This window comes from Glutamicibacter sp. (assembly GCF_032154645.1).
Taxonomy (GTDB): Bacteria; Actinomycetota; Actinomycetes; order Actinomycetales; family Micrococcaceae; genus Glutamicibacter.
The window spans coordinates 44,608-65,731 of sequence record NZ_JALDXV010000020.1; the positions used below are offsets into that span (position 1 = coordinate 44,608).

General features: G+C 61.3%; 22 protein-coding genes. 7 read left to right on the forward strand and 15 right to left on the reverse strand.

Going from position 1 to position 21,124, the window contains the following annotated elements; genetic code table 11:
* The first annotated feature begins 38 nt into the window (after positions 1 to 38).
* Genes RUH64_RS14250 through RUH64_RS14260 form a run of 3 tightly spaced genes read left to right on the forward strand, consistent with a single transcriptional unit; the run spans position 39 to position 1,461 of the window.
* Positions 39 to 608 carry a hypothetical protein gene (locus RUH64_RS14250; RefSeq protein ID WP_313814251.1) on the forward strand — a complete coding sequence of 190 codons (570 nt, stop codon included), beginning with the start codon at positions 39 to 41 and terminating at the stop codon, positions 606 to 608.
* A gap of 11 nt (positions 609 to 619) precedes the next feature.
* Positions 620 to 1,129 (forward strand): GNAT family N-acetyltransferase, encoded by a 510-nt coding sequence (locus RUH64_RS14255; RefSeq protein WP_313814252.1) that lies wholly within the window; start codon positions 620 to 622, stop codon positions 1,127 to 1,129.
* Positions 1,126 to 1,461, forward strand: coding sequence for a hypothetical protein (locus tag RUH64_RS14260; RefSeq protein WP_313814254.1), 336 nt, complete (start codon positions 1,126 to 1,128; stop codon positions 1,459 to 1,461). Before RUH64_RS14255 ends, RUH64_RS14260 begins: the two co-directional genes overlap by 4 nt.
* Before the next feature lie 110 nt (positions 1,462 to 1,571).
* On the opposite strand, the gene argG is transcribed toward RUH64_RS14260, so the two are convergent.
* On the reverse strand, positions 1,572 to 2,999 hold the full coding sequence (argG, locus tag RUH64_RS14265; RefSeq protein WP_313814256.1) for an argininosuccinate synthase: 1,428 nt from the start codon (positions 2,997 to 2,999) through the stop codon (positions 1,572 to 1,574).
* 135 nt (positions 3,000 to 3,134) lie between these two features.
* On the opposite strand from argG, the gene RUH64_RS14270 reads away from it, so the two are divergent.
* The gene (locus RUH64_RS14270) at positions 3,135 to 4,109 is read left to right on the forward strand and encodes an aldo/keto reductase (protein WP_313814257.1); all 975 of its coding nucleotides are present in this window, start codon (positions 3,135 to 3,137) and stop codon (positions 4,107 to 4,109) included.
* 73 nt (positions 4,110 to 4,182) lie between these two features.
* Here RUH64_RS14270 and RUH64_RS14275 read toward each other — a convergent pair whose 3' ends face one another.
* Positions 4,183 to 4,656 (reverse strand): Rieske (2Fe-2S) protein, encoded by a 474-nt coding sequence (locus RUH64_RS14275; RefSeq protein ID WP_313814259.1) that lies wholly within the window; start codon positions 4,654 to 4,656, stop codon positions 4,183 to 4,185.
* Positions 4,657 to 4,768: 112 nt separating this feature from the next.
* On the opposite strand from RUH64_RS14275, the gene RUH64_RS14280 reads away from it, so the two are divergent.
* A complete protein-coding gene (locus RUH64_RS14280; protein ID WP_313814261.1) occupies positions 4,769 to 5,131 on the forward strand; it encodes a hypothetical protein in 363 nt (120 codons plus the stop codon).
* A gap of 97 nt (positions 5,132 to 5,228) precedes the next feature.
* Here RUH64_RS14280 and RUH64_RS14285 read toward each other — a convergent pair whose 3' ends face one another.
* From RUH64_RS14285 to msrB, 8 genes are all read right to left on the reverse strand, one after another.
* Complete coding sequence (locus tag RUH64_RS14285) at positions 5,229 to 7,355, reverse strand: 3-hydroxyacyl-CoA dehydrogenase NAD-binding domain-containing protein (protein WP_313814262.1); 2,127 nt, start codon at positions 7,353 to 7,355, stop codon at positions 5,229 to 5,231.
* 11 nt (positions 7,356 to 7,366) lie between these two features.
* Complete coding sequence (locus RUH64_RS14290; protein WP_313814263.1) at positions 7,367 to 8,617, reverse strand: acetyl-CoA C-acyltransferase; 1,251 nt, start codon at positions 8,615 to 8,617, stop codon at positions 7,367 to 7,369.
* 205 nt (positions 8,618 to 8,822) lie between these two features.
* Complete coding sequence (locus tag RUH64_RS14295; protein ID WP_313814264.1) at positions 8,823 to 10,070, reverse strand: HRDC domain-containing protein; 1,248 nt, start codon at positions 10,068 to 10,070, stop codon at positions 8,823 to 8,825.
* A 48-nt stretch (positions 10,071 to 10,118) separates the two neighbouring features.
* Positions 10,119 to 10,757: a DUF3000 domain-containing protein gene (locus RUH64_RS14300; protein ID WP_313814265.1), complete on the reverse strand. Its 639-nt coding sequence runs from the start codon at positions 10,755 to 10,757 to the stop codon at positions 10,119 to 10,121.
* Positions 10,758 to 10,821: 64 nt separating this feature from the next.
* Positions 10,822 to 11,883, reverse strand: coding sequence for a low specificity L-threonine aldolase (locus RUH64_RS14305; RefSeq protein WP_313814267.1), 1,062 nt, complete (start codon positions 11,881 to 11,883; stop codon positions 10,822 to 10,824).
* A gap of 126 nt (positions 11,884 to 12,009) precedes the next feature.
* Positions 12,010 to 12,723 (reverse strand): SDR family oxidoreductase, encoded by a 714-nt coding sequence (locus RUH64_RS14310; RefSeq protein ID WP_313814268.1) that lies wholly within the window; start codon positions 12,721 to 12,723, stop codon positions 12,010 to 12,012.
* A 37-nt stretch (positions 12,724 to 12,760) separates the two neighbouring features.
* Entirely contained in the window at positions 12,761 to 14,146 is a 1,386-nt protein-coding gene (locus RUH64_RS14315; RefSeq protein WP_313814269.1) for a DUF6421 family protein, read from the reverse strand.
* Between the two features lie 148 nt (positions 14,147 to 14,294).
* Positions 14,295 to 14,717, reverse strand: a complete 423-nt coding sequence (msrB, locus tag RUH64_RS14320; RefSeq protein ID WP_313814271.1) for a peptide-methionine (R)-S-oxide reductase MsrB — start codon at positions 14,715 to 14,717, stop codon at positions 14,295 to 14,297.
* Positions 14,718 to 14,778: 61 nt separating this feature from the next.
* Between msrB and RUH64_RS14325 the strand changes: the two genes are divergently transcribed.
* On the forward strand, positions 14,779 to 16,002 hold the full coding sequence (locus RUH64_RS14325) for an alpha/beta fold hydrolase (protein WP_313814273.1): 1,224 nt from the start codon (positions 14,779 to 14,781) through the stop codon (positions 16,000 to 16,002).
* Positions 16,003 to 16,098: 96 nt separating this feature from the next.
* On the opposite strand, the gene ybaK is transcribed toward RUH64_RS14325, so the two are convergent.
* Genes ybaK through RUH64_RS14340 form a run of 3 tightly spaced genes read right to left on the reverse strand, consistent with a single transcriptional unit; the run spans position 16,099 to position 17,975 of the window.
* Complete coding sequence (gene ybaK / locus RUH64_RS14330) at positions 16,099 to 16,602, reverse strand: Cys-tRNA(Pro) deacylase (RefSeq protein WP_313814275.1); 504 nt, start codon at positions 16,600 to 16,602, stop codon at positions 16,099 to 16,101.
* A gap of 21 nt (positions 16,603 to 16,623) precedes the next feature.
* Positions 16,624 to 17,064 carry a SufE family protein gene (locus tag RUH64_RS14335; RefSeq protein WP_313814276.1) on the reverse strand — a complete coding sequence of 147 codons (441 nt, stop codon included), beginning with the start codon at positions 17,062 to 17,064 and terminating at the stop codon, positions 16,624 to 16,626.
* Positions 17,061 to 17,975, reverse strand: coding sequence for a sulfurtransferase (locus tag RUH64_RS14340; protein WP_313814277.1), 915 nt, complete (start codon positions 17,973 to 17,975; stop codon positions 17,061 to 17,063). Before RUH64_RS14340 ends, RUH64_RS14335 begins: the two co-directional genes overlap by 4 nt.
* A 210-nt stretch (positions 17,976 to 18,185) precedes the next feature.
* Here RUH64_RS14340 and zapE point away from each other — a divergent pair, with 210 nt between their 5' ends.
* Positions 18,186 to 19,226 carry a cell division protein ZapE gene (zapE, locus tag RUH64_RS14345; RefSeq protein ID WP_313814279.1) on the forward strand — a complete coding sequence of 347 codons (1,041 nt, stop codon included), beginning with the start codon at positions 18,186 to 18,188 and terminating at the stop codon, positions 19,224 to 19,226.
* A 24-nt stretch (positions 19,227 to 19,250) separates the two neighbouring features.
* On the opposite strand, the gene RUH64_RS14350 is transcribed toward zapE, so the two are convergent.
* The gene (locus RUH64_RS14350; RefSeq protein ID WP_313814281.1) at positions 19,251 to 20,438 is read right to left on the reverse strand and encodes a benzoate/H(+) symporter BenE family transporter; all 1,188 of its coding nucleotides are present in this window, start codon (positions 20,436 to 20,438) and stop codon (positions 19,251 to 19,253) included.
* Positions 20,439 to 20,626: 188 nt separating this feature from the next.
* Positions 20,627 to 20,845, reverse strand: coding sequence for an antitoxin (locus RUH64_RS14355; RefSeq protein ID WP_313814284.1), 219 nt, complete (start codon positions 20,843 to 20,845; stop codon positions 20,627 to 20,629).
* Between the last annotated feature and the right edge of the window lie 279 nt (positions 20,846 to 21,124).

The window sequence follows — 21,124 nt, forward strand, 5'->3', positions numbered from 1 at the left end:
TTAGATACATCAAGACCACCTAACCCGAGGGGAAAAAGATGGCAATTATCCGCACCTACCGTCTCAATGAAAAGAATGAACTGCTGTTCCGCGAAGCGTGGTTCCAGCAGTTCGACGACGATCAGCTCGGTCAGTTCGTGATCAACCACGGCACCGTGGGGCACATGTCCAAGACCAATGAGGTCCTGGATGTCACTGCAGACCGCGCCGACGAGCTGTTCACTGGTTTCATGGAAACCTGCCAGGCCGAAGGCTATGCCGAAATTGCCGAGGAAGACCAGTCATGGGTCATCGTGCAGTACGCGTTGAAGAGCGCCAACGGCACCGAGCGCGACCACTACCTGGAAAAGAAGGCGACGGAGGCGCTTACCGGACACCTTGCATGGCGCGGGTTGGGCACCGTTGAGTCCAGCGACTTCGGCAACCGCAAGCTGAATATCCGCATCCTTTCCCCGGCCCCCAAGCTTGCAGTCAACGCCATCAAGGTCTGCATTCGCGAGGCAAAGTTGGACTTCACGAAGATGAGCATCGCTACCGCCGACTACGACGCGGTGGACAACGCACGCATGGCGTACCCGCTGCCTGCCAAGCCCTTTAGCCTGAACTAGTACCGAGACCATTGCCGGCATTCAGCATTCGAACGCTGCGCGAGGAAGACTTCGCCAACGTCATCCAACTCTCTGATTCCCTGGGCCGCCGCTGCGATCCAGGGCGGTGGGGTGTGGATGAATGCAGGCTGGCGGTGGTGACCGGGGACGGCGACCTGGTTGCCTGGGCCCGCGCACATTTCTGGGATCCAACAGACCCCGTCGCGCCTGCGGGCTATTACCTGGGCGGCGTTGAAGTAGCGGTTGAATTTCAGGGATTGGGCCTCGCCCAACGCCTGACCCAAGCACGGCTGGCCTGGGTTGCCCCGCGGGCGAGGCAGGTATTCTGCATCGTCAACGCCGGGAATGCCGCTTCGATCTCCTTGCAGCGTTCCATGGGGTTCAGCGAACTGGCACGAGCTGCGGCTTTCGGATCGGTGCGATTCACCGGTGGAGAGGGCATCCTTTTCAGCCGTGAGATCGACGAACGCGACTCGGCGTTGGAAACGACAACCTTCGAGATAGAAACAAGGGACCAATGATTCCTCAAGAAGACAGGGACGACACTCCCGGGGCCAAGCGCAAGGGCACACGCATCGGCGCCACCCGCACGCCGTTGCATTTGGTGTTCCAGGCATGTGTAGGCGTCATTATCGGCATCGGGATTACCTCGCTGTTCTCGCAGGTCATGCCCGCGAAGCTGGCTCTCGCCGGTGTCTTTGTAGCCATCGCAGCCTGGGTTGTCGAGCAGGGCTTTAGGCTGCCCGATCCGCAAAGCGCTTCCGGTGCACGGGTCCGTTTGATCCTCCGTCTGGTATCGCTGATCGGCTTTACCGTGGCAGTGGCACCGCTGCTGGCCCTGATCGAAGGCTAATTAGGTCCGCCGGGCAGCCCTTGCGGGGCTAGGCAGAAAAATTGATCGTAGATAAACCAATGGTCCTCGAGGAAAATTCCTCGAGGACCATTGGTTTATACATAGAGCTGCTAGTCGGTGCCGGCGTCGAAGGCAGCTGCCTCGTTGGCGCGGTCAGTAGCGAGCTCGCTGCCGTCCACCGGGGTGGCGTCAACGATGTCGTTGGCTCCGCCAGCTTCCAGTGAACCAACCAGCTTGGCAGTGGTGCCACCGACCAGGCCCAGCGAAGCATACTGCTCCAGGCGGCCCCGGGAATCGGCGATATCCAAGTTGCGCATGGTCAGCTGGCCGATGCGGTCCACCGGACCGAAGGCTGCATCGCCGACGCGCTCCATGGACAGCTTGTCCGGGTGGTAGCTCAGGTTTTTGCCCACGGTGTCCAGGATCGTGTAGTCATCACCGCGGCGCAGGCGGATGGTTACGGTGCCGGAGATTGCGGAGCCAACCCAACGCTGCAGCGATTCGCGCAGCATCAGTGCCTGTGGGTCCAGCCAGCGGCCTTCGTACATCAGGCGGCCGAGGCGGCGGCCCTCGTTGTGGTAGCTGGCAACGGTGTCCTCGTTGTGGATTGCGTTGACCAGCCGTTCGTAGGCGATGAACAGCAGCGCCATGGCAGGAGCCTCGTAGATGCCGCGGGACTTTGCCTCGATGATGCGGTTCTCGATCTGGTCGCTCATTCCCAGGCCGTGGCGTCCGCCGATGATATTCGCCTCGTTGACCAGTGCCACCGGATCAACGTATTCCTTGCCGTTGATCGCCACCGGGCGTCCGGCGGAGAAGGTGATCGAGACATCCTCGGACTTGATCTCTACGTTCTCGTCCCAGTACTTGACGCCCATGATCGGTTCGACGTTTTCGATCGAGCTGTTGAGCAGTTCAAGGGTCTTGGCTTCGTGGGTTGCGCCCCAGATGTTCGCATCGGTGGAGTAGGCCTTTTCGGCCGAGTCGCGGTAGGGGAAGCCGTGGGCCTGCAGCCACTCGGACATTTCCTGGCGTCCACCCAGTTCTGCAACGAAGTTCGGATCAAGCCATGGCTTGTAGATGCGCAGCTTCGGGTTGGCCATCAGGCCATAGCGGTAGAAGCGCTCGATGTCGTTGCCCTTGTAGGTTGAGCCGTCGCCCCAGACATCGACGCCATCCTCGCGCATGGCGCGGACCAGCAGGGTGCCGGTGACGGCGCGACCCAGTGGAGTGGTGTTGAAGTAGGACTTTCCGCCGGAGCGGATATGGAAGGCACCGGTGGCCAGAGCGGCGAAGCCTTCTTCGACCAGTGCAGGCTTGCAGTCAACCAAGCGGGAGTTCTCTGCACCGTATTCCAGCGCGCGACCCGGTACCGCATCGATATCAGGCTCATCGTACTGGCCGAGGTCGCCGGTGTAGGTGTATGGGATGGCGCCCTTGTCGCGCATCCAGGCTACTGCGACGGAAGTGTCGAGGCCACCGGAGAACGCGATACCAACGCGTTCACCTACAGGAAGATTGGTAAGAACTTTAGACATGTTCCCATCCTAATGGATAAATATGCATAGTAGTGAATCGTACGGGGAATTCTTTGTACGAAGTCCTAACAGATAGCCTATGGGGAGAAGCGCATTCAGCGAAGTACTGCATGCAATTACTAAGAAGGAGCAACAATGGAAATGCGCCAGTTGGGCCGCAGCGGCCTGCAGGTTTCAGTGGTTGGCCTTGGATGCAACAACCTGGGGCGTGCCGGAACTGCCACCGAGTCCCAGGAAGGCACCGACGCTGTGATCCACGCCGCCCTTGATGCAGGGATCACCTTCTTTGATGTGGCCGACACCTACGGCAAACAACCGGGACTCTCGGAAACCCGGCTGGGCAGGGCGCTGGGAGCGCGGCGAGATGACATCATCCTGGCCACGAAGTTCGGCATGGACATGCAGGGTGTCAATGGGCCCGATTACGTCGCCAGAGGCTCCCGCCGATATATCGTCAAGGCGGTTGAGGCCTCGTTGACCCGTTTGGGAACCGAATACATCGACCTGTACCAATTCCACACACCGGATCCCAACACCCCGATTGACGAAACGCTGGGGGCATTGGATGAACTGGTCAATAGCGGCAAGGTTCGCTACATCGGCCACTCGAACCGTGCGGGGTGGCAGATCGCCCAGGCCCACTACCTGGCCAAGGAGCTTGGTACGCAGAAATTCATTTCCGCGCAGAACCACTACAATCTTTTGGATCGCCGGGCCGAATTGGAGGTGCTTCCAGCAGCCGCAGAACTTGGACTCGGGGTGCTGCCGTACTTCCCGCTGGCCAACGGGCTGCTCACCGGCAAATACGGCAAAGGCCAGGCTCCTGCCGGAAGCCGGCTCACCCACTCGCGCCAACACCTGGTGCAAGACAGCGACTTTGAACAGCTCGCTGCCTATGCCGCATTTGCCGCAGATCGCGAGCTGAGCCCCGTGGAACTCGCGTTTTCCTGGCTGGCGGCACAGCATCCGGTGGCTTCGGTGATTGCCGGGGCCACCAGGGTGGAGCAGGTCATTGCCAACGCGCAGGCGGTGCGGTGGATTCCCACCGAGAACGAGCGGGCGCAGCTGGACGAGATTTTCCCTCCGGCGCAGAAGATTGCATTGTTCTAATGCACCGGAGCTAAAGCTCAGGCCAGAAACCCCTGCGGTTTCTGGCCTGAAGTTTGCTTGGCAAATGAAGTGCCTAGGTCTCATCGGTCACGTAGACGACGATGTCCTTGCCCTTGATTTCCGCCGCGTAGCGGGTCAAAGCAGACTTTGCCGGTCCGGCGATGACCGTGCCGTCCTTTGGCTCAAAGCGCGAACCATGGCAGGCGCAGTAAAAGTCGTTCTTATCAGACTTCGGGGACACCGCGCAGCCTTGATGGGTGCACTTATTCGAGTAGGCAAGCACCGTCTTATCGTCCTGGCGGAAGATGAGCACGGCTGCCTTTTCGCCATTGGGACGGGTTGCGGGAGCCGAGGCTCGTGAACCAACGGGCAGGTCCGCTTCCTTCATCAACGCCTGACCCTCGCCGCTGGGAGTCGGGATGTCCTTGGCTTCGGGAGTTTCGGCTTCGGAGTGGCCGTCGCCGCAGGCGGTCAAAAGTGCTGCCGAGCCGAGAGCGGCGGAGGCACACATGAAGGTGCGTCGAGCTGGTTTGGCAAAGTCAGTCATGAGCCCCATTATTTCAGATCAAGCTGTGCCTTCGCTTAGCCGGTAGAGGGCAGTCCAAAGACTTAACCGTCGACAGTGGCTACACTGCTGAGTATCGGAGAAAGGCGATGCCATGAAGCTGAAAAGAATCTTGTGGACCGTCGGCGGGATAACGATTCTCGGTGGTCTGATGTTTCTGATTTCGCAGCCGGATGACTCGCCGTGGAGAGCCTTCGGCCCCTGGGGCTACTGGCTGCTGGCAGGGTTGTTTGTCATCGCCGCCGCAATCCGTTTGCTTCGCGGCCCGGGTCCGCACAAGACGCACTATGTACGGGACCCCATGGCCGCCGATGGTCAATCCTATGGGAGCCTGATGACCGGCTCTGCAGACCAGGGTGCATCTACCGCGTTTACCGACAACAGCCTCGCGGCCCTGACCCCGCTGACGGAACTAACAGAAGATCACCAGCCGCCGGAGGAATTCAAACTCAGGTAGTCGCAAGGCAAAACGAAGCGGCACCCACCGGACAATGAGTGCCGCCCCGTCGTCATTCGCACCGCTCAGGGAGGCGCGGCGCGAAAACCTTGGCGAACTAGTTGTTGAACTTCTTTCCATTGACCCGCTCGGAGGCTCCAACCTGATCGAGGTACGGGGTGATGCCGCCTAGGTGCATCGGCCAACCGGCGCCGGTGATCATGCACAGGTCAACGTCTGCAGCCTCGGCTACGACTCCTTCTGCCAGAAGCAGCCCAATTTCCTGAGCCAGTGCATCTTGGACCCGAATAAGGATCTGCTCCTTGGTTGACGGCTTGTCGCCGAAGCTCATGAGTTTGGCAGCTTCCGGGTTCAAGATTTGGGCGTCGTGCTCGTCTGCGACCCACAGGCTGGTGATCTTCGCATCAACCAAATTCTGCAGGTTCTGCGAAACGGCAAAACGCTCGCCGAAGGCCGCGTTGAGGGATTCGTTGACATGCTGGGCAACCGGTAGTCCCACCATTGCCAGCAGAGTCATCGGCGTCATGGGCAGGCCCATTGGTGCCAGCGCGGTGTCAGCTGTATGGGCATCGGTGCCTTCGTCGAAGGCGGCCTGCACCTCGCTCATCAGGCGAAGCAGCACACGGTTGACCACGAATGCCGCCGAATCTTCGGTGCGCACGGTGGTCTTCTTCAGTGCCTTGCCCAGTACGAAAGCCGTGGACAGCGCCGCATCGCTGGTCCATTCGGTCGACGCGATCTCCAGCAGCGGCATGACCGCCACCGGGTTGAAGAAGTGGAAGCCTACCAGGCGCTCGGGGTGCCTGAGATCTCGGCCCATTTCGGTGACCGAGAGCGAAGAGGTGTTCGTGGCAAGCACGCACTCGGGGGAGACGACCGCCTCAACCTCGGCGAAGACCTGCTTCTTGACGTTGAGCTCTTCAAAGACTGCCTCGATGACGAAGTCCGCGTCGGCGAAGGCTTCCTTGGTGACCGAACCGGAAACCAGTGCCTTGGCGCGGTTCACCGCATCCTGGCTCATACGGCCCTTGGCGTGAAGTTTGTCGATCTCACCGTGGATGTAGGCCAGTCCCTTGTCGATGCGCGACCGATCCAGATCGGTGATGACCACCGGCACGCTCAGGCGTCGCACGAACAGCAGGGCCAGCTGGCTTGCCATCAAGCCCGCGCCCACCACGCCGACCTTGGTCACCGGGCGCGCAAGCTTTGCATCGGGTGCGCCGGCCGGACGCTTGCCGCGCTTCTGGACCAGATCAAGGAACGCGTAGACGGTGTTTTGGAATTGCGCGGTGTTCATCAGGCCCGTCAGTGCCTCGATTTCCAGCTGCGCCGATTCCTTTTGGGTCAGCGTCAGGCCCTTGCGGAATACCTCCAGCACCTTATACGGGGCAGGGGCCGCCCCGGACAGCTTGGCGTCGACGAATTTTTCAGCTGCGTCGGCGGCGTCGAGCCAGCGGCGTGCCACCTCTGGATCCGTGGGGTCTACGGCGTTAGGGCGCTTGACCTCGTGGGCGCCGGTCAGCACGCCGTCGGCGAAGGCGATGGAGTGCTCGATGAAGTCGGCCGGTTCGAAGATGGCATCGGCAACGCCCATCTTGAAGGCCGCTGGCCCCGAGAGGGTGCGGTTGTTGTTCAGCGGGTTCTCGATCATGACCTTCAACCCGTTTTCCGGACCGACCAGGCGCGGCAGGCGGTAGACTCCCGCCCATCCCGGGATCAGGCCAAGGAAACCCTCGGGCAGGCCCAGCGCGCCGGCGGCGGTGCTGACCGTGCGGTAGGTGCAGGCCAGGGCGATTTCCAGGCCGCCGCCCAGAGCCAGGCCGTTGATGAAGGCAAAGGTGGGCACGCCCAGATCTGCGAGCAGGTCATAGGCCTGGTGGCCCAGGGTCGCCATGGCCGCCGCCTGGCTGGGTGCACTCAACCGGGTGACCGCCGACAGGTCGGCCCCGGCAATCAGGAAGTAGGGCTTGCCGGTGATGGCCAGCGCATGGATTTCGCCGTTCTTGGCACGCTGCGCCTGAACTTGAAGCGCCGCGTGCAGTTCGATCAGCCCGTTGGGGCCGAGCGTAGTCGGCTTGCGGTGGTCAAGCCCGTTGTCCAGGGTCAGCAAGGCGAGGGTCTTTCCGCTGGGCAGGGCCACGTCCTTGACCAGGGAATGGGTGATGGTTTCGTCGTGCATCAACGCTGCAACGCCGGCGAAATCTGGGGTGATAGCTGAAGTCATGGTTCTGGTCCTTAAGCCTTGGTGCCGAAGTCTGCGTGGTTGGGGTTTTCCCAGATCACGGTGCCGCCCATGCCCAGGCCGATGCACATGGTGGTGATGCCGTAGCGCACGGTGTGGTCTTCGGAGAACTGCCGCGCCAACTGGGTCATCAGTCGAACGCCGGAGGAAGCCAGCGGGTGGCCCACCGCGATCGCTCCGCCATAGCGGTTCACCCGAGGGTCTTCCTGATCGATGCCGTAGAAGTCGAGGAATGAGAGCACCTGCACGGCGAAGGCCTCGTTGATTTCAAACAGTCCGATATCCTCGATGCCCAGCCCCGCCTTGGCCAGCGCCTTCTCGGTGGCCGGCACCGGGCCATAGCCCATGACATCCGGTTCCACGCCGGCGAAGGCGAAGGAGACCATACGCATCTTCGGCGTCAGCCCCAATTCGCGCACCGCCTGCCCGCTGGCGAGCATGGCTGCGGTGGCCCCGTCGTTCAGGCCCGCGGCGTTGCCTGCCGTCACCCGGCCGTGGGCACGGAAAGGGGTGCGCAGATCGGCCAGGGATTCCATGGTGGTGCTGGGCCGCGGAGGCTCATCCACGGTGTTGACCGCCCAGCCTTCTTCCGGTCGCTTCGCCGCTACCGGGATCAAATCCGGCTGGATCTGGTTGTTCTTGTAGGCCTGGGCAAGCTTCTGCTGGGAGGACACCGCGTAGCGGTCAGCGCGTTCCTTGGTAATGGCAGGGAAGCGGTCGTGCAGGTTCTCCGCGGTATTGCCCATGTTTAGCGCCTGGGGATCGACGATGCGTTCGCTCATGAAGCGCGGGTTGGGATCAGCGCCTGCGCCCATGGGGTGGTTGCCCATGTGCTCCACGCCGCCGGCCACGACGACGTCGTAGGCGCCGAAGGCGATGCCGCCCGCGGTGGTGGTTACCGCGGTCATGGCACCGGCGCACATGCGGTCGATGGCGTAGCCCGGAACCGACTTCGGAATGCCGGAGAGCAGGCCAACGGTGCGGCCGATGGTCAGGCCCTGGTCGCCCGTCTGCGTGGTGGCGGCCAGCGAAATCTCGTCGATCTTCTCCGCCGGCACCTGTGGGTTGCGCTCCAGCAGGCCGCGGACCGCCTTCACCGCCAGGTCGTCAGCGCGCGTGCCGTGGTAGATCCCCTTTTCTCCGGCCTTGCCGAATGGGGTGCGTACCCCGTCGATGAAGACGACGTCGCGGTCGTCGAGCAGGCTGCGCACGTTATCGTGCTCCGTCGAGGCATTGACACTCACCGTCGGACTCCTAGGAAGGTAGTTCAGTCTGCGCCGCCATCGGCGCCGCAGTGGCCACGATCACTGTGACCCAGAACATACGTTACTCATGAGTAACTTGAAGTGCAAGTGGGCGGTGTCACGCACCCGGGAGAAGCGAAAAAATGCCGCCGGAAACTCCTTGTCACGGGAGTTTCCGGCGGCATGTTCGGCAGGCGCGGGCGGCCTACTTTTGCTTGAACGCCGCGGCGAGGCGGTGAGAAAGCAGCTCGCGCTGCCAGGGGCGTGCGCCCATCGTCCCGAGGGCCTCATCGACCGAACCTTCGCTGAGCACCGTGGGCGGGTTCCAGCACAGCTCGCGCAGGAACTTGGGGGTGAGCAGGTTTTCGCCGGGAATGTTCCACTCTTCGCTGACGGCGCTCACCACGTCCTTGGCCAGGGCAAGGCGGGCGGCCGCCTGCGGGTTCTTTTCCACCCATGAGCGGTGGTGCGGCAGGCCCGGTTTGTCAACCCGCAGCTCGGGAAGTTCCCGGGTGCTGCGCCCGCGCTGCACCGCATCAAGCCAGCGCGGAGCATCGCGTTTGGCGCTACGCCCATGGAATCCGGGGATCTGGAGCAGGGCGGGGACCGAGCTAGCCCGGAAGTCGATGGCTGCCATAATCGCCTTATCCGGCAGCAAGCGCCCGGGAGCGATGTCCCGGCTCTGGGCCAGGGATTCGCGCGAGGTCCACAGCTCGCGGGCCACGGCAAGGTTGCGCCGGCTCTTAATCTTGCTGATGCCTGAAAGCTTGCGCCATGGCTCAGACACCGGGGCAGCGGCCGGCATGTGCAGTTCGTAGTCGAATTCCTGACGGGCGAACTCAAGCTTGCCCTGCTCCTCAAGCACCTCGGTGATCTTGCCGCGCAGCGCGTCCAACACCTCGACGTCCAGGGCGGCATAGTTCAGCCAGGACTCGGGCAACGGGCGGGTCGACCAGTCCACCGCGGAATGCTCCTTGGCAAGCTTGAGCCCGAGCAGTTCCCCGACCATGGTGCCCAGGGAGACGCGCGGGAATCCTGCAAGCCTGCCCGCCAGCTCGGTGTCGAAGAGCGAGACCGGGTTCATGCCCAGCTCATTGAGGCACGGCAGATCCTGGGTGGCAGCATGCAGGATCCAGGGGTGTTCATTGGCGAAGTCAACCAGGGGAGACAGATCGTCCAGGGTTTCGGGATCGATGAGCCAGGTGCCTGCGCCTTCGCGGCGGATCTGCACCAAAAACGCGCGCTGCCCATAGCGGAAGCCGCTGGCGCGTTCGGTGTCGACGGCAAGGTCGCCGCTGCCCTGCTGCAGGGCTCGCACCGCCCGCTGCAGGGCCGGTGCGGTCGCGATGACCTCAGGGATGCCTTCGCTGGGGGAGTTGAGCGGGATGAGTTCGGGTTCCTGGGCAGGCGCTGCTGCCGCTGCGGTGGACGAGTGATGTTCAGGATTGCTCATGGTGCTTCCATTCTAAGTCCGACTCCACTCCGCGGTGCCGTGCACGCGTCAGCTCAGGCGGCGGAACGGCAGCTGCTGAACACCCTCGGGCAGCGGCGGCAGGCCCGCAAAGGTGCAGACCATGTCCGCCCAGGCGCTGAGGTGGACGCCGAGGTTTTCCGGGTCGGGGGACCAGGAGGCGCGCAGTTCAATGTCGATGTAGTCCTGCTCCCCGACGAGGTTGCCGAAGGACTCGGAGATGACGCGGGTCGCGGTGCCGCCGGCGGAATGGTACCGCGCGTTTCTTTCGCTCAGCGTCTCTTCCAGCCAGCTCCATGCGACGGAGGCGAGCATGCTGTCCTGCCCCATCTCATTTTCGAGCCGGGCGCGGATGTAGGTGACGATGCGGAACTGCCCGCCCCACAATTCCTGTCCGGCAGGGTCGAAGAGCAGGATGAATCTGCCGGTGGCAAGCTGCTCTGCGGGTTTCAGGAAGGGGGTGCGGCCCAGTTCCTTGTTGGATCTTCCATGGCCGGGCACCGCGGACTCCAAGACGTCGCCGCTGAGTGCCAGGGCGAACGGGGCGAGCCGGCCGGGGGCAGGAATTTCGGTGAAGTGAAGCTCTTTGCGGACCTTGGCCTGGGACAACTCCTCAAGGGCCAGGGCGAAGGCCGGCGGGATCGCTGCGGCAGGGCGTTCATTGGTCACAGTGCGAGTCTAAAGCGCGCCGCACCGCTGGTGCGGTACGGCGCGCCGAGCCTCGCCCCGTCGACTACGCTGCGACGTGCTGTCCCAGCAGCTCGCCGAGCTTGGCGATGAAGGCGTCAACGTCGGCTTCGGAGGTGTCGAAGGAGCACATCCAGCGCACCTGGCCCGCTGCGCGGTCCCAATCGTAGAAGCGGAAGGATTCGCGCAGCTTGTCGCTGACCTCATTGGGCAGCTGGGCGAACACGCCGTTGGCCTGGGTTGGGTAGACCAGTTCGACGCCGTCGATCTGCTGCACGGCCGCCGAGAGCTTGGCAGCCATCGAATTTGAATGGCCTGCAAGCTCGCGCCACAGCCCGGTGCCGTATAGTTCGATCAACTGGGCCGAGATGAAGCGCATCTTGGAACCAAGCTGCATGTTCATCTTGCGCAGGTATTTCATGTCGGCGGCCAGCTCGCTGCGCAGCGTCAGGATGCCTTCTCCGGCCAGCATGCCGTTCTTGGTGCCGCCCAGGGAGACGATGTCAACGCCGGCATCGGTGGTCAGCTCGCGCAGCTCGACGCCCAGCGAGGCTGCAGCATTGGCCAGGCGGGAACCGTCGAGGTGCACCATCATCCCCAGCTTGTGTGCGTGATCGGTGATCGCCTTGATTTCCTGCGGCGTGTACACGGTGCCCAGCTCGGTGGCCTGGGTGATCGATACAGCCAGCGGCTGGGCGCGGTGCTCGTCGCCCCAGCCCCAGGCCTCCTGGTCGATCAGTTCCGGGGTCAGCTTGCCGTCGGGAGTGTCCACCTGCAGCAGCTTGAAACCGCCGACGCGTTCAGGGGCGCCGTTCTCGTCGACGTTGATGTGGGCGCTGGAGGCGCAGATGACTGCTCCCCAACGCGGCAGCAGCGACATCAGCGCGGTGACGTTGGCGCCGGTGCCGTTGAATACCGGGAAGATCGCAGCCTGTTCGCCGAACAGCTCGCGGGCCACCTCGTCGAGACGTTCGGTGTACTGGTCTTCGCCGTAGGCGATCTGGTGTCCGCCGTTGGCGCGGGAGATCGCGTCGAGGATGCGCGGGTGCACGCCCGAGTAGTTATCCGATGCGAATCCGCGCAGGGAGGTGTCGTGGCTCAGGGTCATCGTGGAAGTTCCTTCAATGGTTGTGTCCCCGTGGGGACCGAAAATTTTTTGTCAGTGCGGCGCCGGGGTAAGGGGTAAGACGCCAATCAGCCCGGTACCGCCATACGGTAACGGGCTGATGAGCTCTTAGGCCTTGGGCAATGCGACGCGGGTGCCGTTCAGCTTGGCCGCCTCGGGTTCCAGCAGTTCGACGGCCGCTGTGGCGAGGAAGCTGACGGGGGTGTAGCCGGCGGGTGCATCGTCGGCGGACTTGTCGGTCAGCGCCTTGACAACCCAGCTGAGGGCTGCCGACTGGGGCGCCTGCTTGGTGAACAAACGGGCGATGGCGTTGACCCAGTGTTCTGCCGCCGCCTTCACCGCACCGTAGTTCGCGTTCGACGGAGTAGGGTTCATCACCGATTCGGAGCTGACAATCGCCAGTCGTCCAGCCGGGGAAGCTACCAGATCGTCAACGAACAACCGGGTGGTGTTGCGCAGGGTGGTCATCACGCTGTCATGCAGGAAGTACCAGTCCTCATCGCTTTGCCCGGTGATCGATTTGCCCCCGCGCCAGCCGCCCACCAGGTGCAACAGGACGTCCACCGTGCCGTGCTGGTCGTGGATGGTGTCGCGCAGATGTTCTACGGCGGCGTAGTCGGTGAGATCGCACTGGTAGCGCATTGCCGCGCGCGGCATGCGTTCGACCAGTCGATCTGCGTCGCTTCCCACCGCGAGCACCTTGGCTCCGGCGTCGATCAGCGCTTTCGCGCAGGCGACGCCGGAAGCTGAGGTGGCCCCGGCAATCAGCACTACTGGAGCCCGGCGCTTGGGCTCGTTCTGGGACTTAGTTTGTTCGCTCACGTACCTAGCCTAGATCAAGATTGCCTGGGTTGACTGGCTAGATTTCGGTGGCGCCGGTCATGCCGCGGGTGGACTCGATGGTTTCAGTCATCTTCTTGGACAGTGCCTCGTAGAACATCGACAGCGGGAACTCATCGTCCATGACCTGATCGGTGATTTCGCGCAGTGGAGCGGTCAGCGGCAGTGCGTCCGGACCCTTGGCCCATACCGAAGCCGGGTTGGGGGTCACGGTAGCCGAGACCAGCTCGTAGGCAGCCAGCCAGTGGGCCAGCTTCGGGCGGTCGATGGACTTCCAGTACAGCTCGTCGATGGCGTCGCCCAGTGCGGAAACCACGGCGGGAACTTCGGCCCAATCGATGGCCAGCTTGGTGTCGGTCCAGTGCAATACGTGGTTCTGGTGCATCCACGCGAAGAGCAGCTGTCCGCCCAGGCCGTCGTAGTTGCGCACGCGCGAACCGGTGATGGCGAAGCGGAAGATGCGGTCGAAGATTACCGCGTACTGGACCAGCTTGGCGGTCTTAGCGGTGCGCTCGTCGCTGGCTGGATCGTTTTCGATCTTGACGCATTCGCGGAAGGCGGTCAGGTCGCAACGCAGCTCTTCCAGGGAGTACAGGAAGAACGGCATGCGCTGCTTGATCATGAACGGGTCGAATGGCAGATCGCCGCGCATGTGGGTGCGGTCGTGGATCAGGTCCCACATGATGAAGGTTTCTTCGGTCAGCTTCTGATCTTCGAGCAGCTGAGCGGCGTCCTCCGGCAGCTGTAGGTTGGTGATCGCGGTGGCATCCTTGAGCACCTTGCGGAAGCGTACGGCTTCGCGGTCCTGGAAAATTGCGCCCCAGGTGAAGGATGGGGTTTCGCGGATGGCAACCGACTCGGGGAAGAGCACCGCCGAGTTGGTGTCATAGCCCGTGGTGAAATCAATGAAACGCAGCGGGACGAACAGCTTGTTGGAGTACTCGCCCTCTTCCAGTGCGGCGATGAACTCCGGCCACATGACCTGGATCAACACGGCTTCAAGGTGTCGGTTGGTGGAGCCGTTCTGGGTGTACATCGGGAAGACGACCAGGTGCATCAGTCCGTCGACGCGCTGGGTCTGCGGCTGGAATTCCATGAGGGAATCAAGGAAGTCCGGAACGCCGAAGCCCGCATCGGACCAGTTCTGCAGGTCGATCACGAGCTTGTCCAGGTAGGCTGCATCGTGCTCGAAGAAGCCGCGCAGGGACTTGATGGAGTCGATGACCGTGGCGACCAGCTCAGCGGCGCGCGGGGCAGTGGCCTGATCGGCCAGCGAGCCGTCCTTGACCTGCAGACCCTGGAATTCGCTGGCTGCAGCCTTGAGCTTCAGCCATGCGTCGGACTTGGCGATGCGCTGTGCGTCTTCTGGACTGGTAGCCACTGGCTTGGTGGAAATCTGGGTCATCTCGGTACACCTTCTTCTTCGGTAGGGCAGCGTTCAGTTGCTTGATTAGAACGCTACGCCTATCGAAAGAAAAAGTAACTCTGAGAGGTCAGTGAATAAGGAGCTCTTATTCATAGGGTGATGTAGATCGCTTCACCTACAGCGCTGTTTAGTCCTGGGCCTTACGCAGCTTCAGGCTGAGCGAATTCATGCAATAGCGCAGGTCGGTCGGCGTACCAAAGCCCTCGCCTTCAAAGACATGGCCCATATGGGAATCGCAGTTGGCACAGCGGACCTCAACCCGCTTCATACCCATCGATTCGTCCGTGATGTACCGGACCCGGTCTTCGGCCAGCGGGGCAAAGAAGGATGGCCAGCCGCAACCTGCATCGAACTTCGTGGTGCTGGCAAAGAGCTCGGCCCCGCAGGCCCGACATGAATAGACGCCCTCGGTGGTGGTGTCCCAATATTCGCCGGTGAAAGGGCGCTCGGTCCCGGCCTGGCGCAACACGTGGAACTCTTCGGGCGAAAGTACGGTGCGCCAATCGATCTCTTCGGCGCCAGCTGATTCAGGATTTGGAATTTCGTTCATACTAAGGAAACTACAACCGCGGCGGTATGATTCCCAACCGCACTTCTGGAATGATGAAAATATGCCTCGGAAAATCGTCGACAAACTCGAACCACGTAAGACAGTCCCCGCCACCATCGTCGGTGTCGGCCTTGGCGTCGCCGCCGGTTCGCTTGTCGCCGCCAGTGTTTCGGCACTTGCAGGGTACTTCGCCCGCCGCGTTGTCACCCCCGAAGAGCGCAGAGCCCAGAACGCAGCAGTCAAGCAGATCGTTACCGACGAGCAGGGGCAACTGTGGATGCATCTTGGCCGCGATTCGGAAACCATCGAACCAGGCGGATGCACGTTCCTGGCCGAATTTGATGCCTGTGCGGTTCGACTATCGCCGCCGCGCGAGGTTGATGGAAAGCCGAAGCTGGTCGCTCGGCGCATCGAACAGGTCTACCGCGGCTCGCTCGACGGAGTAAGGCGAGGATACCTCTCGGGCGCAATGTACGAACACCCCTCCGACCTCGGCTTCACCGCCGAAGACGTCGTCATTGACCTGGAAATCGGTGAGGGCCCGGCCTGGCTGGTACGAGGAACGCAGCACCAAGACGTCTGGGTCATCGGGGTCCATGGGCGTGGTGCCCGGCGCAACGAGTCCATCAGGGCGCTGCCCGCGTTGGCCAAGGTTGGGGTCACCACCTTGCTGATGAGCTATCGGAATGACGGAACGGCGCCCACTGGTCCGGATGGACGCTATGGGCTGGGCGATACCGAATGGTTGGACGTTCAGGCAGCCGTTAAGTACGCGCAAGATCACGGTGCACGCCAGATCATGCTCTTGGGCTGGTCGATGGGTGGGGCCATCAGCCTGCAGATGGCGGACCGGTCGGAACTAGGGCAGGATATTGACGCATTGATGCTCGTGGGGCCGGTCATCAACTGGGTCGACGTGCTCTCGCATCAGGCGCGGGCCAACAAGATTCCACGGTCGGTGGGACACTTCGGACAGTGGCTGCTGTCCAACAAGGCAGGACGTTGGATCACCGGACAGGCGGCGCCGGTAAACCTGAAGCGATTGAACTGGGTGGACCGCGCCGACGAACTCACCCATCCGATCCTCTTGATGCATAGCCGGGACGACCAATTCGTCCCCAACGGACCCAGCTTGAAACTCGCGGCCCTTCGACCGGATCTGGTCAACCTGAAAACCTTCACCAAGGCGGGGCACACCAGAGAACCAAATGTAGATCCGCAGCTCTTCGAAAGCGCGGTCAGCGAGTTTGTGGTAGCACGGATTGCGCAGCGCCAAGTAATGTAGTGGTAGCACGGATTGCGCAGCGCCAAGTAATGTAGCTGCCCCGACACAGTAAAAGCTCGGGTGGGGAACAATGTCCCCACCCGAGCTTTTGCTCATCTAATGAACAGCGATGGAAGCCACGGTTGCCCCGGTCGCCCTGACAACATCCTGTGGAGCAATCTCAAGACTGAAGCCACGTCGGCCACCTGAGATGAAGACAGTATCAAACAGCTGGGCACTTGCATCAATCACCGTCGCCGACTGCTGCCTCTGCCCAAAAGGCGATATTCCGCCAAGGACGTAGCCGCTGCGTCGTTGGGCAGCGCCCTTGTCCGCCATTTGTGCCTTCTTTTTGCCAAGGGCAACTCCCACAGCCTTGAGATCCAACATAGAATCCACCGGCACCACGGCAATCGCCAGCTCCTGGGAGGCGGTAGCACCTGTGGAGACCATCAGGGTTTTGAATACCCGAGCGCCATCGACTCCCAGCTGCTCGGCGGCTTCGCCGCCATAGCTTTCGGCCGAGTCGCTATGCACATAGTGGTGAGCTGTATAGGCAATGCCCGCGGCATCCAGCGCGGCAGTAGCAGGAGTCGAAGCCGCTTGCTTGTTCTTTCCCATAAACCTCAGTACTTCTTCCCGCTAGGCGGCTAGCTGCTCAGTAATCTGGCGCTTGATGCGGCCAAGCATGGCGGTCATGCCACGCATGCGCAATGGTGAGAGCGCGCGAGTCAAACCCAGCTGCTGCGGCATGTCATCCGGCACGGCAAGGATCGATGCCGCGTCGGCGCCGTCCAGCCCGGCGGCGAGCACCGAGGCGAAGCCGCGGGTGGTCGGAGCTTCCGGGGGAGAGGAGAAGAAGAGCGCGACCGGGTTGCCCGCCTCCTGAGATACTTCAACCACCAAAAATAGCGGCGACTGGCATTCAACAACCTGCTCCAACAGCTCAGGGTGTTCAGCCAGGCGCTCGGGGAGTTCTGGCAGCTCGCGCGAAAACTCCAGGAGCAGCTCCAAACGTTCAGCCTCGGGAACTTCGCTGAACTCGTCGATGATGTCGGTCAGTTCACTGGGGACAGAACTCATGCTCGTGCACCTCGCTTTGCTGGAACTTCGCCCTTTTCTGCGCCGCGGACGATCGGCACGCCGACAGCGTTGCCCCATTCGGTCCACGAACCGTCGTAGTTGCGCACCGATTCAAAACCAAGCAGGTGCTTGAGCACGAACCACGTGTGGCTCGAACGCTCGCCGATACGGCAGTAGGCGACCACATCATCGCCGGGCTTCAGCCCAGCACCGTCAAGGTAAATGGCTTCCAGCTCGGAACGCGTCCTAAAGGTCCCGTCCTCGGCGGCGGCCTTGGCCCATGGCACCGATGCGGCACTCGGGATATGTCCGCCGCGCAATGCACCCTCCTCAGGGTAGGCAGGCATGTGGGTGCGCTCGCCGGAGTACTCTTCGGCAGAGCGCACATCAATCAAGGGGTTGCCCAGGTGCTGCAGGACCTGCGGGAGGAAGGCACGGATCTCGTCGTCGCGGCGTTCAACTACCGGGTAGTCGCTCGGGGTGACGGCAGGCTTTTCGGTGCTCAACTCGTGGCCCTCGGCGATCCACTTGTCACGGCCGCCATCCATCAGGCGAACATCCTCGTGACCGAACAAGGTGAAGACCCACAGCGCGTAGGCGGCCCACCAGTTGGACTTGTCGCCGTAGATGACCACGGTGGTGTCACGTGAAATTCCCTTGGAGGAGAGCAACTTGGCGAAGCCTTCACCATCGACGTAGTCGCGGGTCACTTCATCGTTCAGCTCGGTGTGCCAGTCAATTTTCTGCGCACCGGGGATATGCCCCGTTGCATACAACAGAATGTCCTCATCAGATTCCAGAACGACCAAGTTGTCTGCATTGAGGTTCTCCGCCACCCACTGGGTGGAAACCAAACGCTCGGGATGAGCGTATGCCGCATACTTCTCGTTGGACTCGACGGGCAATGGCATTTTGAATCACGTTCCTTGCATGTGTCGGTGTGACGGGTGTTCCCGCCCATTGCTTGCTCTACTTCTAGACTAGTGCTCCGGGCCCATCACCACTGTGTGAGCTATGACATTTCGCCATGATCCAGCGTCATCCAAGGTAAACTGGCCGTTGGGCCTGCCAGCGGCGACCCTCGATCATCTGAGCATTCAAACGAAGGATCCCCCAAGCCAATGGCGACGATCACACACCTGAGCGAGACCACACCGCAGCTGTCTATTGAAGAACTGCTGGCCGGATTCCATCCGTCATATCGCTTTGGGGAAGTGTCCTTCAATACCTACCATCCGGACCCCAACCAGCCATCGCAAACCGAGGCTGTCACCAAGCTGCAGAATTTCGCTGAGACCGTGGGAAAGTCGAATTCCGGATCGTTCATCTCCAAGCTCTTCGGCAAGAAGAAGGAAACCAAGAACGGCATCTACCTTGACGGCGGTTTTGGCGTGGGCAAGACTCACCTGCTCGCTTCGCTGTGGCATGCAGCCCCAGGGCGCAAGGCATTTGGAACCTTCGTCGAGTACACCAACCTGGTCGGCGCGCTCTCATTCCGCCAAACCGTTGACGTGCTCAGCCAGTACAGCCTGGTATGCATCGATGAATTCGAACTGGATGATCCGGGAGACACCGTGCTGATGTCCCGACTCATGCGTGAGCTCTCTGATGCAGGCGTCAAGCTGGCAGCTACCTCCAATACCCTGCCCGGTGCTTTGGGCGAGGGGCGTTTTGCCGCCGTTGATTTCCAGCGCGAAATCAAAACGCTGTCGGAGCAGTTTGAGGTTCACCGCGTCGAGGGTGAAGACTTCCGCCACCGAGGCCTGCCGGATGCGCCGGAGCCGTTGGATGACGCGAAGATCGAAACCTACGCCGAAGAGCGCTACCCGGAAAAGACGTTGGCGGTCGATGACTTCGCAGAATTGGTGGCCCACCTGTCCAAGGTCCACCCATCCCGCTACCGCCAGCTGATCTCGGAAGCCGACGTTCTGGTATTGCATAACGTCGACACCATCACCGACCAGGCCATTGCCCTGCGCTTCGTGGTGCTTGCAGACCGCCTGTATGACAAGGACGTGCCGATCGTTGCCTCCGGCAAGCCGTTCAGCGAACTATTTACCGCCGAGATGATGGCCGGCGGCTATCAGAAGAAGTATTTCCGTGCAGTTTCACGACTGACCGCACTGGCCCGTGAAGGCCAGATTGGAGAAACAACCCTCTAGCGGGAAGCTATTGACACCCCCACATCATCGCCGAGCAATCCGTTCGGCGATGATGTGCGTTAACAGTCCAATGAGCAAGGCCCAGAACGCCCCGCCAATGCCAAAGAGCGTCACATTACCCGCCGCCACGAGCATGGTGGCCAAGGCACTGAGCTGCCACCGCGGTTCCTTCATAGCACCGCGCATGGCATTGCTCAGGGTAGCCAGCAAGGCAAGACCGGCAGCGGCTTCGAAAAGCCCTGCGGGGGAGAGCATCGCAAGTGACGCCAGTAAAGCGGAACCTGTGGCAAAGATCAGGTAGAACACGCCTGAGAACGCCGAGGCTTTCCATCGCTGCCTTGGATCTTTTCCAGCACCCTCACCTGCGGCAAGGGCAGCTGAAATCGCTGCAAGATTAATTGCGTGTCCACCGAATAAGGCGCCGGCCGCAGAACCGACCCCGGTGGCCACCATGCTTGAACGCCAGGGAGTGGCGTATCCAAAGGACGACATGACCGCCACACCTGGAATGTTCTGCGAAGCCATGGTGACGATAAACAATGGCAGGCTGATACTGGCGATGGCCTGCCATGAAAACTCTGGAACGACAAATTCAATGCTGGGCAGCGGCTGAACCATTGACCATGTCCCGGTACGGCTGATGTGGATCAGCCCGTACACCAGTGCCGCTCCCATGCTCAGTGCCACCGCGTAGCGCGGAACGAAGCGCAGGCCCAGAACGAAAACTAAAAGGATGACCGTAGCAGCAAGCGGGATCGTCCCGAGCGCAAGAAAAGGTTTGAGGCACAGCGGGATAAGGATTCCTGCGAGCATTGCCTGCGCAATCGGCACCGGAATGGCGCTGAGCAATTTCTGCAGAATTGGGATCAAACCGGTCAATACGATGAGCAGGCCGCTGACAATGAACGCACCGACGGATTGCGCGAAGCTAAAGCTGCCCACGCTGAGGCTTGCAAGTAGCGCCGCACCCGGTGTCGACCATGCAACGGTGATGGGGATGCGATGCCGCAGGGAGAGCACTATGGAGGCAACACCCACCAGAAACGTCAATGACAACAATCCTGATGAGGCCTGACTATCACTGGCTCCAGCCTGCGATAATCCGGTGAGCACCACTGCGAAGGATGAGGTGAAGCCGACCATCGTGGTGATGAAGCCAGCAAGTACTGCCTCTCTGGGTAACTTTGAGATGTCAGAACTTTGATGTGCCATGTATATTTTCTATCTTGCCCCAGATCGCGACGCGAAATTAAGAGTCATGTGTGACCCGAGTGCAGGAGGGGATAGCGGCGCTGAACCGACGGGACAAAGAAGCAAGGGTTAACTAGAAAAGCGCCACCCTGTCTGGGTGACGCTTTCCTACGCGCTACGGGCAAGACCGAAGCTCTAACGACTGTCCGTTAGGCCTGATCCTTGTTGCCGAGACCGTCCAAGAGGTTCTGTGCACCTTCCTGGATGCCGTCGACGTGATCGGCGTACTGGCCGCCGGTCTTTTCGTCGATGAAGTCTCCGGCTTTTCCGATGCCATCTGAAATCGCTTCAGAATTCTGGCCCGCAAAGTCTCCGGCCTGCTGTGCCAGTCCTTCAACCTTGCCCTTGAGCTCGTCAAAACCTGCCAACGGACACCTCCCTTCAACGCGGAGGGCCTTTTGCCCTCTTCCTGCAACCCATCCTAAAACTTCAATCACTGATTGTGTAGGGCTCATTAAATCCCGGGCGTGTTATGGCGGTTGTCACTACTAACGAAATAGTGTTTGAATAGTCCATTTGTCACGAACCGAGTCGAGGGCGCTCGTGAGGACATAAAAAATTTGGGACCCACATCAAAATGTAGATCCCAAATTTATTTGGAGCGGTCAACGAGGTTCGAACTCGCGACCTCAACCTTGGCAAGGTTG

What these genes read in the sequence shown, in the direction of transcription:
- msrB (WP_313814271.1), bottom strand. Translation starts at nt 14,717, where the DNA reads ATGAACGAAATTCCAAATCCTGAATCAGCTGGCGCCGAAGAGATCGAT.
- RUH64_RS14335 (WP_313814276.1), bottom strand. Translation starts at nt 17,064, where the DNA reads ATGAGTTCTGTCCCCAGTGAACTGACCGACATCATCGACGAGTTCAGC.
- RUH64_RS14305 (WP_313814267.1), bottom strand. Translation starts at nt 11,883, where the DNA reads ATGACCCTGAGCCACGACACCTCCCTGCGCGGATTCGCATCGGATAAC.
- RUH64_RS14325 (WP_313814273.1), top strand. Translation starts at nt 14,779, where the DNA reads ATGCCTCGGAAAATCGTCGACAAACTCGAACCACGTAAGACAGTCCCC.
- argG (WP_313814256.1), bottom strand. Translation starts at nt 2,999, where the DNA reads ATGTCTAAAGTTCTTACCAATCTTCCTGTAGGTGAACGCGTTGGTATC.
- RUH64_RS14295 (WP_313814264.1), bottom strand. Translation starts at nt 10,070, where the DNA reads ATGAGCAATCCTGAACATCACTCGTCCACCGCAGCGGCAGCAGCGCCT.
- RUH64_RS14315 (WP_313814269.1), bottom strand. Translation starts at nt 14,146, where the DNA reads ATGACCCAGATTTCCACCAAGCCAGTGGCTACCAGTCCAGAAGACGCA.
- RUH64_RS14270 (WP_313814257.1), top strand. Translation starts at nt 3,135, where the DNA reads ATGGAAATGCGCCAGTTGGGCCGCAGCGGCCTGCAGGTTTCAGTGGTT.
- RUH64_RS14340 (WP_313814277.1), bottom strand. Translation starts at nt 17,975, where the DNA reads ATGCCATTGCCCGTCGAGTCCAACGAGAAGTATGCGGCATACGCTCAT.
- zapE (WP_313814279.1), top strand. Translation starts at nt 18,186, where the DNA reads ATGGCGACGATCACACACCTGAGCGAGACCACACCGCAGCTGTCTATT.
- RUH64_RS14280 (WP_313814261.1), top strand. Translation starts at nt 4,769, where the DNA reads ATGAAGCTGAAAAGAATCTTGTGGACCGTCGGCGGGATAACGATTCTC.
- RUH64_RS14250 (WP_313814251.1), top strand. Translation starts at nt 39, where the DNA reads ATGGCAATTATCCGCACCTACCGTCTCAATGAAAAGAATGAACTGCTG.
- RUH64_RS14285 (WP_313814262.1), bottom strand. Translation starts at nt 7,355, where the DNA reads ATGACTTCAGCTATCACCCCAGATTTCGCCGGCGTTGCAGCGTTGATG.
- ybaK (WP_313814275.1), bottom strand. Translation starts at nt 16,602, where the DNA reads ATGGGAAAGAACAAGCAAGCGGCTTCGACTCCTGCTACTGCCGCGCTG.
- RUH64_RS14350 (WP_313814281.1), bottom strand. Translation starts at nt 20,438, where the DNA reads ATGGCACATCAAAGTTCTGACATCTCAAAGTTACCCAGAGAGGCAGTA.
- RUH64_RS14260 (WP_313814254.1), top strand. Translation starts at nt 1,126, where the DNA reads ATGATTCCTCAAGAAGACAGGGACGACACTCCCGGGGCCAAGCGCAAG.
- RUH64_RS14275 (WP_313814259.1), bottom strand. Translation starts at nt 4,656, where the DNA reads ATGACTGACTTTGCCAAACCAGCTCGACGCACCTTCATGTGTGCCTCC.